Annotated in this window: 11 protein-coding genes; 7 read left to right on the plus strand and 4 right to left on the minus strand. The window is 58.1% G+C overall.

The features are described from left to right. Positions 1-75: 75 nt before the first annotated feature. Entirely contained in the window at positions 76-1,395 is a 1,320-nt protein-coding gene (locus tag EAV92_RS12325; protein WP_123041365.1) for a sugar ABC transporter substrate-binding protein, read from the minus strand. Between the two features lie 469 nt (positions 1,396-1,864). Here EAV92_RS12325 and EAV92_RS12330 point away from each other — a divergent pair, with 469 nt between their 5' ends. From EAV92_RS12330 to mtnA, 3 genes are all read left to right on the plus strand, one after another. Next, entirely contained in the window at positions 1,865-2,890 is a 1,026-nt protein-coding gene (locus EAV92_RS12330; RefSeq protein WP_123041366.1) for a LacI family DNA-binding transcriptional regulator, read from the plus strand. 174 nt (positions 2,891-3,064) lie between these two features. Continuing rightward, positions 3,065-4,282, plus strand: coding sequence for an S-methyl-5-thioribose kinase (gene mtnK, locus EAV92_RS12335; protein ID WP_123041367.1), 1,218 nt, complete (start codon positions 3,065-3,067; stop codon positions 4,280-4,282). A 27-nt stretch (positions 4,283-4,309) separates the two neighbouring features. After that, the gene (mtnA, locus tag EAV92_RS12340) at positions 4,310-5,383 is read left to right on the plus strand and encodes an S-methyl-5-thioribose-1-phosphate isomerase (RefSeq protein ID WP_123041368.1); all 1,074 of its coding nucleotides are present in this window, start codon (positions 4,310-4,312) and stop codon (positions 5,381-5,383) included. A gap of 3 nt (positions 5,384-5,386) precedes the next feature. Here mtnA and EAV92_RS12345 read toward each other — a convergent pair whose 3' ends face one another. Further along, the gene (locus tag EAV92_RS12345; RefSeq protein WP_123041369.1) at positions 5,387-5,707 is read right to left on the minus strand and encodes a YunC family protein; all 321 of its coding nucleotides are present in this window, start codon (positions 5,705-5,707) and stop codon (positions 5,387-5,389) included. 173 nt (positions 5,708-5,880) lie between these two features. Here EAV92_RS12345 and EAV92_RS12350 point away from each other — a divergent pair, with 173 nt between their 5' ends. Beyond that, a complete protein-coding gene (locus tag EAV92_RS12350; RefSeq protein ID WP_123041370.1) occupies positions 5,881-6,432 on the plus strand; it encodes a hypothetical protein in 552 nt (183 codons plus the stop codon). 418 nt (positions 6,433-6,850) lie between these two features. Here EAV92_RS12350 and EAV92_RS12355 read toward each other — a convergent pair whose 3' ends face one another. Together EAV92_RS12355 and EAV92_RS12360 are read right to left on the minus strand one after the other, a co-directional pair. Further along, complete coding sequence (locus tag EAV92_RS12355) at positions 6,851-8,683, minus strand: putative bifunctional diguanylate cyclase/phosphodiesterase (protein WP_241158514.1); 1,833 nt, start codon at positions 8,681-8,683, stop codon at positions 6,851-6,853. A 79-nt stretch (positions 8,684-8,762) separates the two neighbouring features. Continuing rightward, on the minus strand, positions 8,763-9,137 hold the full coding sequence (locus EAV92_RS12360) for a DUF423 domain-containing protein (protein WP_123041371.1): 375 nt from the start codon (positions 9,135-9,137) through the stop codon (positions 8,763-8,765). A gap of 180 nt (positions 9,138-9,317) precedes the next feature. Here EAV92_RS12360 and EAV92_RS12365 point away from each other — a divergent pair, with 180 nt between their 5' ends. Genes EAV92_RS12365 through EAV92_RS12375 form a run of 3 tightly spaced genes read left to right on the plus strand, consistent with a single transcriptional unit; the run spans position 9,318 to position 14,265 of the window. Next, positions 9,318-10,847, plus strand: coding sequence for an HD domain-containing phosphohydrolase (locus EAV92_RS12365; protein ID WP_123041372.1), 1,530 nt, complete (start codon positions 9,318-9,320; stop codon positions 10,845-10,847). A 12-nt stretch (positions 10,848-10,859) separates the two neighbouring features. Then, positions 10,860-12,485 (plus strand): response regulator transcription factor, encoded by a 1,626-nt coding sequence (locus tag EAV92_RS12370; protein WP_123041373.1) that lies wholly within the window; start codon positions 10,860-10,862, stop codon positions 12,483-12,485. 1 nt (position 12,486) lies between these two features. After that, complete coding sequence (locus tag EAV92_RS12375; RefSeq protein WP_123041374.1) at positions 12,487-14,265, plus strand: cache domain-containing sensor histidine kinase; 1,779 nt, start codon at positions 12,487-12,489, stop codon at positions 14,263-14,265. Position 14,266: the final 1 nt, after the last annotated feature.

Consider the following 14,266-nt stretch of genomic DNA (forward strand, 5'->3'; position numbering starts at 1 on the left):
CCGTCTCCTTTCTTTTAAGCCATTACACCCGCCGAGGACCGGCGGGTGAATGGATATGCTGCTGTATGATTTCGATTACTTCGCGGTGGCGATGGCGTCATGCATTTTCTTCGCCCATTCGTCCATCGTTTTTTGCGGATCGGCTTTGTCGTTCCAGAGGGAGCTCAGAGCCGCTTCATGCGTGGACCAGAAAGCGTTCATTTCGCTGATCTTCGGCATCGGAGTCGAGTTGTCGAATTGCTTCAGGAAGACGCTCGCGAACGGATCGCTCGTGACTTTCTCGCTCGCCGCCACGTTTTTGTTCGACGGCAGGCTTCCGAACAGCTCGAAGTTCTTTTGTTGGAACTCTTCAGAAGAGATGAGTTGTGCAAACAGTTTCGCCGCGATCGGGTACTTCGTGTTGGCGTTAACCAGGAAACCTTTGACGCCGGAGAAAGGCATCATCGGTTTGCCGTTCGGCAGGGCCGGATACTCGGCTACGCCCAGCTTGTCGCCCAGCGCTTTCTTGAATTCTTGCGTCTGCCACGGGCCGCTGACGTTCATGGCCAGTTTGCCTTCGGTGAAGAGAGACGTTTTGATGTCGGCTTTGATGTCGGCCGCTTTGATCGGCAGGATGTCATGGAGGCTTTCAAAGAATTTCGCCGCTTCCACGCCTTCCGGCTTGTTCAGGCCGATGTCGGAACCGTCGCTGCCATCTTTGCCGAATACGTAAGCGCCGTATCCGCCGAAGATGCCCCAGCTCCAGTAACCGTTGCCGACTTCCCACATGTAGGCGTACTTTTGCGCTTTCGCGTCATTGTACGTTTTCGCGAAGTTGATGACTTCGTCCCACGTTTTCGGAGCTTCTTTCACGATGTCTTTGTTGTAGAACACCGCGGTCGTTTCTACGGACATCGGGTAGCCGTACAGCTGGCCGTCGATCGTCCAAGCGTCAACCGCTTTTTGCGTGTTGTTCGCTTTCGTTTCTTCTTCGTGCAGGTCGTTCGGGAGAACGACGCCCGCTTGCACCGCGGAACCGAGACGGTCGTGAACGGCGCTGAATACGTCCGCACCTACGCCCGCAGGGCCGTCGGTGATCATTTTCTCGATCGATTTGTCCGGACCTACGTCTTGGAACTCGACGTCGATGCCGTATTTTTCTTTGAATGCTTTAGCGGCTTCGTCTACGAGCGCCTTCTCGCTGGCGGAATACCATACGACCAGCTTCGCGCCGTCTTCAGGCTTGATTTCTTCTTCCGATGCTGCGGCCGAGGAAGCCGGTGCGCTTTCCGTCGGAGCAACCGCGCTAGCGCTTGGGGAGGAAGATGCGCTGTCTTCTTTTTTGGAGCCGCACGCCGACAGAACGAACACGAGTGCGAAAACCAGAGTCAGCACGAGCCATTTGGAGCTTTTCATAAACTTGGGTACCCCTCTCTAACGATAAAATAAGTATCGATTCCCCGAAACGCGTTCCCGCGGGCTTCCGAACATCCTATCGCCGCCGTTCCGAAAACCGACTAGGTTTGTGCAAACGTTTGTACAAAATGGCACAAAAATCTGCGGTTTACCGTCGTTTTCCCGGATTTCAGCGAATTTCGGCGTCTCTGCATCCGCTTGAAAGCGCTTTTGAGAACATACTCATCATACGATTTTTAGGCGGTGAGTAAAACGTTTGCACAACTTAAATATGGAGCACAGCGCCTACTTATCTCGAGATTCCTCTCATTTTCTACCTCATTCAAACGAATTTAAAACTTGTTCAACTGTGCTACATGTGGCACAATCATGCCATCTTATCGCATTCTTTGGCATTAGATTTACAACTTATGTAGGATCGGATACGATAAAATTGCCAACACGTACCCAAAAAAGGAAGAGTTGAACCATGGCGATAACCATCAAAGATGTGGCTAAAAAAGCCGGGGTTTCCCCCTCGACGGTATCCCGCGTGATCGCCGAGCACCCGCGGATCAGCGCGAAAACGTCCAGGCGCGTGAAAGAAGTCATGGATGAGCTGGGCTATCACCCGAACATGATGGCCAAAAGCCTCGTCTCCAGAACCTCGCGCACGATCGGCGTCATTCTGCCCCGCCCGGCCGAAGAACTTCTTCTCAACTTCTTCTTCTACGAATTCATGCGGGGCGTCATGGCGCAATTAACCCGAGCGGGGTACGACTTGCTGATGGCTGGCGGCAATAACGAGCGGGAAGAACTTGAAACGGTTACCCGGCTCGTGAGAGGCGGCCGGATCGACGGTTTGCTTCTTCTGTATTCGCGCGCGTCCGATCCCGTCATCTCCCTGCTGCGCAAAGAAGACGTGCCCTTTCTTCTCGTCGGGAGAAGCCTCGACTACGATGACGTCCCTTCCGTCGACAACGACAATGTGCAGGCGGCTTACGACGCAACCAAGCATTTAATCTCGCAAGGCCAGCGGCGGATCGGGTTCGTCAGCGGTCCCGCCCACCTCGCGATGACGCAGGATCGGCTGGCCGGTTACACCAAGGCGCTGACCGAAGCCGGGCTGCCGTTCAAGCAAGGATGGGTCGTCGAAGGAGAATTCCTGCTGGAGAGCGGATACCGGGCGATGGCTTCGATCATGAACCAGCCGGAACCCCCGACCGCCCTCGTGGTCATCGACGATTTCGTCGCTTTCGGCGTCCTTAAAGGGCTGACGGAGCTCGGGTACCGCATCCCCGAAGACGTGGCGATCGTCAGCTTCAACAACATCGCGCTCTCCGAGCTCACGATGCCGCCGATCACGAGCGTGGACATCGGCACTTACCAGCTCGGCTATACGGCGTCCCAAATGCTGATCAGCACGATCCAGCAGGACCCCGTCCAGCAGCGGCAGCTCATTCCGCATCGGCTCGTCGTTCGCGAATCGTCCCTCCGGACGTTTTCGCCCGTTTAACCGAAAACTCGATTCCAGCCCTTATCGACGCCCATTCGGGCGTCTTTTTCATAGGTTGCCTTCTCGCTCATCCTGCATGCCTTTTAACCTGCCGGGATTTGCATTATACTAGCGAAAGGTGTGTCCATATCGCAGGAACTATGGCCGGTTGCCCGGCGAAAGGCGGAAGTTCTCATGAGCAACTATCATCCTCTTACGGAAGCGGAAGCGATCGAAATCGCGAAATCCCTTCCGAATGTGCTTCAACCCGGCAAAGAAGTCGTATGCCGCGAGATCGGCGACGGAAACTTGAACCTCGTATTCCACGTCAGCCAGCCGGAGACGGGAGCCAGCGTGATCCTGAAGCAGGCGCTGCCCTACGCGAAAGTCGTCGGCGAGTCGTGGCCGCTCACGCTCGACCGTGCCCGGATCGAAAGCGAAGCCCTCATCATCGAAGCCAAGCTGGCCCCTGGGCTCGTCCCGGTTGTCTACCGGTACGATTCCGAAATGGCGCTTACGGTCATGGAAGACCTGAGCGACCATGTCATCATGCGCAAAGGATTGATGGAAGGCGGCGTCTACCCTAAATTCGCGGAGGACATTTCCGAGTTTCTGGCGCGCACCCTGTTCTTCACGTCCGACTTGGGCATGAACCAGCAGGAGAAGAAGCTTCTCGTCAAATCGTTCATCAACCCGGAGCTTTGCAAAATTACCGAAGATCTCATTTTCGACGATCCTTATACGGATTCCCCGAACAACAGCTTCGACGAGCATCTGAGGCCGGATGCGGAAGCGCTGTGGAGCGACACGGCCCTTCACCTGGAAGTGGCGCTGCTGCGCGAAAAGTTCCTGACGCAAGCTCAGGCATTGCTGCATGGGGACTTGCATACCGGCAGCATCTTCATCACGCCGGAATCGACGAAAGTGATCGATCCCGAATTCGCTTATTACGGTCCGATGGGCTTCGACATCGGCGCGGTCATCGCCAATCTCCTGCTCAACTTCGCGGGACAAGAGCATTGGTCGGCCGACGAGCAGACGCGCGCCGAGCGCAGATCCTATCTGCTTGAAACCATTCGGGAAATTTGGCCTTCGTTCGAACGCAAATTCCGCAAGCTTTGGGCGGAGCACGGCGTCGATCGGATCGCCCGCACTCCAGGCTATATGGACGATTACATGAGCCGGTTGCTGAAAGATACGTTCGGTTTCGCGGGATGCAAAATGGTGCGCCGGATCGTCGGCCTTTCGCATGTCGCCGATATCGACCGAATCCCGGACCCGCAGGTTCGGCACCGTGCGCAGAAGCTTGCGCTGTCGATCGGCACGTTCCTGATCAAACGCGGCCGCAATGCCGCCTCCATCGAAGAACTCATCGACATCGCCGAGTCGGCCGCCCTCGCGGCCAAAGGCTGAAGCGGATACGGAAAGAAGGAAAACAGCATGAGCGTAAATTCCCCCGATAACCATGAGGTGCTGCAGCCCGTCCGCTGGTCGGACGGCGCGGTCCTCTTGCTGGACCAAAGGCTGCTGCCGGAGGAAATCGTCTATCTTACCTTAACGACGCCGCAAGACGTTTGGGATGCTATTCGCGAGCTCAAAGTTCGCGGAGCGCCGGCCATCGGCATCGCCGCCGCGTATGGCGTCGTCCTGGGTGTCCAGCAATTCCGCGGCACGCCCGATGAGCTGGCGAAGGAAACGATCCGCCACGCGGCGCATCTCGCCACTTCACGTCCCACGGCGGTTAACCTGTTCTGGGCGCTGGACCGGATGAAAGGCCGCGCCAAGACGCTGGCCGAAGCCGGGCTGGACACGGAAACCTGCATCGCCGCGTTGCTGGACGAAGCCCGCCAAATCCACGCGGAGGACGAAGAAACGAACCGCCTGATCGGCGAGCATGCGCTTACCTTGTTCCAAGACGGCATGGGCGTCCTGACCCACTGCAACGCCGGCGGCTTGGCCACTTCGAAGTACGGAACGGCGCTTGCTCCTTTCTATCTCGCTCTCGAAAAAGGCGTGCAGCTCAAAGTTTACGCCGACGAGACGAGACCGGTGCTTCAGGGCGCACGCCTGACCGCTTTCGAGCTGCACAAGGCCGGCGTCGACGTCACTCTTATCACCGACAACATGGCCGGACACGTCATGTCCAAGGGTTGGGTCCAAGCGGTCATCGTGGGAACGGACCGAGTTGCCGCAAACGGAGACGTCGCGAACAAAATCGGGACCTACAGCGTAGCCGTCTTGGCGAAGGCGCACAATATCCCTTTCTACGTGGCTTGTCCGCTGTCGACCATCGACTTGTCGACGCCTACCGGCGCCGACATCCCGATCGAGGAACGCCATCCGGACGAAGTGACGATCGGCTTCGGCCGCCGTACCGCGCCGGAAGGAGTCGCCGTCTATAACCCGGCCTTCGACGTTACGCCTAACGAGCTGGTCACGGCGATCATTACCGAAAAAGGCATCGTACGCGCTCCATACGCGGAAAACCTCAAGAAGCTGTTCGAAACCTCTTGATGGTCAAGCTTCCGAGGCGGCCGCGGCCATGATCCGCACCGCCTCCCGCCCTTGCATGCCGGCGGTAATGCCCATCGCTTCCGCCGCTTCCGTTACCGACTCGAGAGGGGCGTCCAGCAGCTGTTCGAGCGTACGAACGCCGACGGCCCGCCCGGCGATCACTTTCCGGTCCCGCAGCCGCTCGTTCAGCAATTGAACGTCCAGCGCTCCGCACATAATATAACCGCCGCCGGCGGTCACGGCCAACAGCGTCGTTTTGGGCAGCAGCACTTCGACCCCCACGGCCGTCCATTCCCCGATGCTCACCGGTTCGATCCGCACCATGCGTATCCACCTCCTCGCACAAGTCGAATCGTGCGCTACATGATATGCGCCGGGAACGCTTTTCTTCCGGGCGCTTGTCATTCGGGGACTTTTTTAGGCCAACCAACCGTGTTATAGTAGGGACAAAGGCATAGTCAAATGGGACTACGGAACGAGGAGAAGGAGGAACCCGCATGAAAGACGACAAATCTGCAACCGGTAACAACTCCTTCCTGTTTTCCGTGGACATTCTCGTCCAAGCCACAACGAACGGAGAAGCGCTGGAACGGCTGCTCCACGTGCTGAACGGAGGCGATTTCGCGGATTTCCGCGTCGGCTCCGGCATCCAGCTCGGGCAAGTCATCGAGGATGCTCTGGCGAAATCGAACGCCAAACCCGCTGCTCCGCCGTCCGCAGCAGCCGACAAAGCGAAAGTCGCCGCGGCCGTCGCCAAAGCCAAAGACGCGGTCGCCAAAGCCAAGCCGAGTTCGGTCGATGCGGCCGCGACAACGAAGGCTCCTTCGGCGGTTCCGCAGCCCGACGACTTGGAGAAACGCATCCGGCAATATATCGAGAACAACAAGCTGATCCGGCTGAACGTGAACAAAGGCCGGGGCGTCAAACTGAGCATCCCCTGCCGGGTCATCAGCTTCGACGCGGCGAACCAGCTCATGACCGTCTACCACGTAGACGAGAAGCAGGTCCACAGCTTCAAGCTGTTTGAGATCGACGACTTTCTGGAATGACGACGAAAACCTGACCAACTGAACTGCACCTCGTGGTGCAGTTTTTTTGTTAGTAAACGAGCGCTACTTATCATAGTGGACGTTCGATGCTATCGCGATATAAGTAAATGAGCGCTACTAATCTGCAGTGGATGATAGTGGTTGCGGCGACTTAAGTAAACGAGCACATCTTATCTTCGGCGGATAGTCGAGGCTGTTGCGATATAAGTAAACGAGCGCTACTTATCTACCGCGAATGGTCGAAGCTTTGACGACTTAAGTAAACGAGCACTACTTTTCTGCAGTGGATGGTCGTGGCTGCAGCGACTTAAGTAAACGAGCACTACTTATCTGCGGTGTATAGACGAAGCCCAATATGAAAAAACAAAGGCATGAGCTCCGGTACGAACCGGGCTCATGCCTTTGTTATGTATGCCGTTTATTCCTCGGAAGCAGCCGCCGCTTCCGACGTGACCGACAGCGCAAAGCGGTTGCGCTTGTCTTCCAGCAGCTTCAACATGTCGGCTGCAGGCAGCGGCGGGCTGCCGAAGTAACCTTGCATCTCGTCGCAGCGGTGCCGGCGAAGAAAATGCATCTGCTCTTCGGTCTCGACGCCTTCCGCGATGACCTGAAGCTGCAGATTGTGCGCCATCGCGATGATCGCCGAGACGATCGCCGCGTCCCCGGGATCCTGCTGGATGTCGCGGACGAACGAGCGGTCGATTTTGAGCTTCCCGATCGGCAGGTTTTTCAGATAATGAAAGGAACTGTAACCCGTCCCGAAATCATCGATGCTGACCTGCACGCCGAGCTTCTTCAAGATCGCCAGGCAATCGGACGCGCGATCGACGTCCATCGTCATGCTTTCCGTGATCTCGAGCTCCAGATACTGGGGCTCGAGCCCCGTCTGCGCCAACACTTCCTCGACTTTGGCGGTCAAATCGCGCCGGAAGAACTGCCGCATGGACAAGTTCACGGACACCGGAATTTTCGGCAATCCGGCATCCTGCCAGCGTTTGTTCTGCCGGCACGCTTCCTCCAGGACCCAGTCGCCGAGAGGAACGATGAAGCCGCTCTCCTCCGCCGCGGGAATGAACTCGCCGGGGCTGATGTAACCCCGTTCGGCATGCTTCCAGCGGAGGAGCGCCTCCATGCCCACGATCTGCCCGCTGGCCAGATCATACTGGGGCTGATAGAAGAGGACGAACTCTTCCGCCGACAGCGCCTTCCTCATCTCATGCTGGAACGTCAGCTTGTCCAGCGCGGCCGGGTCCATATCCGGCGTATGGATATGGTAGTCGTTGCGCCCGTTCTCCTTAGCTCGATGCAGGGCCGCGTCCGCCTTGCGCAGCAGCGAACTCGCGTCGTCGCCCGGTTCCCGAACCGCCACGCCCAGGCTGGCGGAAAGATGGATCGGGACGCCGTTGAGCTCAAACGGCTCCTCCAGCACTTCCATGATCTGCTCCACCTTGCGGGCCGCTTCGGCCGGCTCGGAAACTTCGCCGAGATAGCCGGCGAACTCGTCGCCCTCCATGCGCGCCAAATCGCCGTGCACGCTGAGGCAGCGAGTCAGCCGCTCGGCGACCTGCAGGAGCAGCATATCGCCGAAATCCCGGCCGAACGACGTGTTCACCAATTTGAAGCCGTCCACGTCCAGATAACAAATCGCCGGCCGGAGTTCCTGTCCCGCCGTCTCCCGGATTCGCCTTTCGAGTCCGTTCATGAAATGCCTTCGGTTGGGCAGACCCGTCATGTCGTCGTAATAGGCCATGTAGTGGTTGCGTTCCAGCGTCCGCTTCCGTTCGCTGATATCCTGGACGAATACGAGAATGGCAATGGTCTTCCCGCGCCGGATCATCGGAGAAGTCGCGATGTTGAGGTCGATCGGATGCCCGTCCTTATGCCGGATGCGGATGTCCAGCGAGCAATTCTCGCCGTTCAGCGTCCGATAGAACGTCTGCAAGGTCGGCGTGTGGGAATCTTCGTCGAGCAGGCGGACGAACGATTGTCCGGCCATATCTTCCTTGGAGTAACCGAACAGTTCGTAGGGATCGTGGTTAATGTCCAAAAAACGGCCTTGGCGGTCGATGACCGCGAAAGCGATCGGACTGTAGTTGTACAGGGAGTGCAGAAGTTCCGACTGATAGGCGGGAACGGAGGGATTTTCGCGATTTTTCGACCGCGCGGCCGCCCATCCCCACGCCGCGGCGCCTGCGATCGGCACCGCCGCCGCCCAGAACGGCCAATGGCCTAAGACGGACCATTCTTCCAAATGTCGACGTCCTTCCTCCCGCTCGGGCAATGTCTGATATTGCCATTATACCGAAAACGATTTCAATATGTAAGGGATTTCACGTATTCGGTTTTCGCGCTGCCAAGGCGAGGCAAATCCAACCGGCCAAAAACGCGATGCCTCCGAGCGGCGTGATCGCGCCCAGCACCTTGACTCCGCTGATCGCAAGCACGTAAAGGCTGCCCGAGAACAACACGATTCCGATGAGAAGCAGCCGGCATGCCCATTGCGTCAGACGGCGGGAGTGAAGCTTGTCCGATAGAGCCGCGATCAGCAAGATCCCGAGCGAGTGGAACATTTGGTACAGCACGCCCGTGTGGTAAACCTCCAGGTCGTCGGCGGAAATCCGCCCTTCCAGCCCGTGCGCGCCGAAAGCGCCGATCGCTACCGACAGGAAAGCCGCGACGGCCCCGATTTTCACGTAATTCGACATGAAACAGTCCCCTTTCAAAATTCAACGGTCATTACCTTCAGCATAGTGAAATTTCAAGCCGTCTTCAAATGACGATATGAGAAACTGTTCAAACCGCCAAATTTCAGGGCTACGGCAGGATTCCGGCACCTTGGCGTGGAACTCTTGTTTCGACAAAATTAACCATAAGCAGGTGGCAGGTTGCCTACATACCTTCGTCTTGTCCGCGAACTGAAGCGGAACTACGTGCTGGGATCGATCATCATCGTACTGGGTATCGGCTTCTTGTTGATGTTCTTCACGCTCAGTATGACCGCGCGGGAAGTATGGACCGTCGCCGTCATCCTCGTCTTCTCTCTCGGGGTCATGCTGGGTACCGAAACGATTGTCCTGCGGAGCCATCTTGCCCCGATCCGGCGATTGTTCGCCGCGCCGCCGGCCGAACCCGCTCCCTGGCGGGCCGCTTACGTTCGGACGCACCAGCTTCCCAAAAAAGCAGTGGGACGTGTCCTCGGCCCCCACTATTTCGGTTTGGCGATCCCGGCCGCCGGATTATCCGCCCTGGCCATCCGCCTCGACTACCTGAATATTCCTTACTATTTGCTGCTGGTAGCCTCCGTCGCGGCGTTCCTGCTCGCGGCGCTTCACGCGATGGCCGAGTTTTTCCTGACGTCCCAGGCGATCCGTCCTTTGCTTCTCCACTTGCGCGGAGAAGCCCTTGCCCGGTTCGGGGAAGACCTGTCGCTTGGAGGGCGCGTGCTCGTCTCGATCCGGGGCAAATTCCGCTGGAGCGCCTTCCTGATCGGGGCGTTTCCCTTGCTTGTGTTCACGTTCGCGGGACAGATCCGGTTCTCGGACGTGTACCGGAACAACTCGGAATATTGGCAATGGCAGGTTCTGTTGCTCGCGATCGGCATCGGCGCGGCGGCCGTTGGCGCCTGGCTGCTGTCCCGCGACGTCGAGCAGCCGATCCGGGAGCTGCAGGACAAAATGGCCAAGGTCCGGGACGGCTCGTTTGACGGTTACGCCAACGATCTGTATGCGGACGAATTTTCCCGCCTCGTCGGCGGCTTCAATCATATGCTGGACGGCCTGAAAGCGCGGGAGCGCATGAACAGCCAGCTCATCCAAAGCTATATTACGACGCTGGCCGCCACGCTGGATGCGCGGGATCCCTATACGGCAGGCCATTCCGTCCGCGTCGCCGCATACTCCGTCGAAATCGGCTGGCTCGCCGGCCTGACCCTCCAAGAGCTGGAGGTCGTCAAAAAATCCGCGCTGCTTCACGACATCGGCAAAATCGGCGTCCGCGATTCCGTGCTCCTGAAAGAAGGCCGGTTGACGGACGAAGAGTTTGACATGATCAAGCAGCATCCGGCGACCGGGGAGAAAATCCTGAAGCAAATCGAGCCGGCCGACGCGATGGCCGAGCTGCTGCCCGGCGTCCGCTCCCATCATGAGCGCTATGACGGCAAAGGCTATCCCGACGGGCTGGCCGGCCAGGACATTCCGCTGCTCGGACGGATCATCGCCATCGCCGACGCCTTCGACGCCATGACGTCCGACCGTCCCTATCGGCGCGGGATGAGCGTGGAGCAGGCGCTCGGCATTTTGAAGGATGGCTGCGGCACGCAGTGGGACCCTGCCCTCGCGCTTCCGTTCATCGAACAGACGACGGAACGCGAACAAGAGAAATCGGCGCCTGCTCAAGCCGCGGCATCGGCGGAATAAGGGGGGAGTAAGATGTACAAAGCGATTATCGTCGACGACGAGGCCGTCGTCCGAGTCGGCCTGAAAAACACGATCGATTGGGAGGCCCACGGCTTCCGCCTGATCGGCGATTACGAGAACGGCCGCGACGCTTGGGAAGCCATCGAGCGCGATAAGCCGGATCTCGTGATCTCCGACATCAGCATGCCGTTCATGGACGGCCTCGAGCTGGCCGGCCTCGTCGTGTCGCAATACCCTTACGTGAAAATGATCATCCTGACCGGCTTCGACGAGTTCGAGTACGCCCAGCAAGCCATCCGGCTGAAGGTGTCCGACTTCATCCTGAAGCCGATCACGGCGCGCGAAATCCGGCAGCTGCTGGACAAGATCCGGCTCGAGATGGACGAGGAGAACCAACGTCACGAGGATCTCAGCCGTCTCCGGCACCAGTTGAACCAAAGCCTGCCGCTTCTCAAGGAACGGTTCCTCGAGCGAATGGTCGCGCTCGGCCTTGGCCGCCCGCAAATCGAAGAGCGCTTCTCCTTCTTCGGCCTCCCGCCGCTCAAACCCGGTTACTTGATCATGGTGGCCGACATCGACGACTTCGGAGACAGGGAGACGGAAACCGGCTACTGGGACGAGCACGATGCGGAGTTCCTCCGTTTTGCGGCGTTCAATATTTTCGAAGAGATCGCGCAGCGCGAATCCCTGCTGCTGTTTCGGACGCGCGAAGAGAGAATGGTAACCATCCTGTCCGGCCAAGAGGACGAAAGCCTCCTGATGGAAACCGCGTTCCGCATCGCGGAGGAAGTCCGGCATCACATCGAGAAATACCTCAAGTTCACGGTCACGTTCGGCGTCGGGCGGGCTTGCCTGTCCACGGAACAGCTTCCCGCCGCCTATAAGAGCGCGCTTGCCGCGCTCGATTACCGGTTCCTGCTCGGCAAGAATCGCGTGCTCGGCATACTCGACATGGAGGGCAAGGCTCCCTCTCCTCTGCCCATCGCGGACTGGGACCGCAAGCTGGCCTCCGCCGTCAAAACCGGATCGCTGCAAGACGCGCTCGCGATCGTCGAAGAGGGCGTGGCGACGCTGAAAGCCTCGCTCGTCCCGATCGAATCCTGCTTTCTGCACGTGCAGAAAGCGGTCCTGACGCTTATGAACACCGTACAAGAGCTTTCCGTCCATCTCCCGGAGGACAGGCTGGACCCCCGGACGATGATGGACGTCTATCGGTTCAAAACGCTGGACGAAATCGAGGAGTGGCTGAAACAGGCCGTCCGGTTGGTCGTGTCCGCGATCGCCGACAACCGCAGCCATCTGACGAGCGCCCAGATCCGCAAAGCGGTGGAGTACATCGAAACCCACTTCGCGAACGAGAAGATCACGCTTCAGGAAATCTGCCGCCATGTTCTGATGAGCACCAGCTATTTCAGCCTTGTTTTCAAACAGCATACCGGGGAAACGTTCATCGAATATTTGACGGGCGTGCGCGTCGCCAAAGCCAAGGAGCTGCTTCAACACACGAACCTCAAATTCTACGAAATCGCGGAGAAGGTCGGCTACGGGGATCCGAACTATTTCAGCATCCTGTTCAAGAAGCGCACCGGACGCACCCCTAAAGAATACCGCGAACAGCACGCGAAGGAGAGCTCCTGAAATGGCCAAGCTCATCCGAAACCCGCCGTTTCCGTTCAAGAGCATCCAGTCGAGCATTTCCTTCGCCTTCTCCTGCCTCATCCTGGCTTCCATCGCCGCGACGACGCTGTTCAGCTACCGCCTCTCCGTGGACGCCGTGCAGCGGAATTCACAAGGGTACATCGAAGAAATCATCAAGCAGGTCAACACGAACATTCAATCTTACGTCGACAACATGGAAAACATTTCGCTGCTGGCCATGACGAGCAAGGACGTCAAATACTACATTTCCGACAACACCTTCATCAGCGCGGAGGAAAGGCGTCCTTACGAAAAGCGCATATCCGACCTCTTCCAATCCATCTTGTATACCCGCAAGGATATCGCTTCCATCATGGTGTTCGGTTACAACGGCCGGTTCGTATCCGACCGGCGCATCACCGCGCTCAACCCGTACGCCAAGCTCGAAGAGCAAGCCTGGTACAAGAACGCCCGAGATGCGGGAGGCAAATCCGTCCTCTCCGCCCCCCACGTCCAGAACATCATCCAGAACGAGTACCGCTGGGTCGTCTCCCTCAGCCGGGAGTTGAAAAGCACGGACGGCATCACCGCCGAAGGCGTGTTCCTCGTCGATCTCAACCTGAGCGTCATCGACGCCATCTGCAGCCAGATCAACCTCGGCAAAAAAGGGTACGTCTTCATCGTGGATTCGGAAGGCAACATCGTCTATCACCCTCAGCAGCAGCTTATCTACAGCAACCTTCTGAGCGAACGCATTCCCGAAGTCGTAGCCGCGTCGAGCGGCACCTCCTTCATCGCGAACGACAGGGACGGCAAACGGATGTATTCCGTTCAGGACACGAACTTCGGCTGGAAAATCGTCGGCGTCGCGTACACGGACGAGCTCATCGCCAATTCGGGCACGATCCGCAGCACCATTTTAGCCTACTCGCTCGTCGGACTTGCCGTGTCTCTGCTCCTGTCCCTGCTGCTCTCGCACCGGCTCACGCGCCCGATCAAGAAGCTGCAGGCCGACATGAAAATGGTCGAGAAAGGCAACTTCGGCATCCAGACGGAGATCGGCCAAATGAACGAGATCGGCCAGCTTGGGCGCACGTTCAACATGATGGTGTCGCGGATCAAGGACCTGATGCAGGAAATCATCCAGACGCAGGAGAACAAGAGGAAAAACGAATTGCAGCTTCTGCAAGCGCAGATCAATCCCCATTTTCTCTACAACACGCTCGATTCCATCGTTTGGATGGCTGAGCAGAAGCAGCACGAGGAAGTCGTGCTCATGACGTCCGCGCTCGCCAAGCTGTTCCGCGCCAGCATTACCCGGGACCAAGAGCTGGTGCCGATCCGCGTGGAGGCCGAGCACATCGCGAATTACTTGCTGATCCAGAAAATGCGTTACCACGAGCAGCTCGACTACCGGATCGACATAGACGATGCCATCCTGTCCTACAAAACGCTGAAAATCCTGCTGCAACCGTTCGTCGAAAACGCCATCTACCACGGCATCCGCAACAAGCCCGAGATCGGCCTGGTCACGATCCGCGGACGGGAAGACGGAGGCCGCATCGTGTTCGAGGTCGAGGATAACGGGCTCGGCATGACGCCGGAACAGCTCGCCCGCATCTGGATGCCCGACGACGAGGGAACCCGGCGCAAAGGCATCGGCATCCACAACGTGAACGAACGGATCCAGCTGCATTTCGGCCATGAATACGGCATTAAAATCCGAAGCGAACCCGAAAACGGAACGTGCGTGACGATCACCGTTCCGAAGCTCGGGTGAC

This window comes from Cohnella candidum (genome assembly GCF_003713065.1).
GTDB lineage: Bacteria > Bacillota > Bacilli > Paenibacillales > Paenibacillaceae > Cohnella > Cohnella candidum.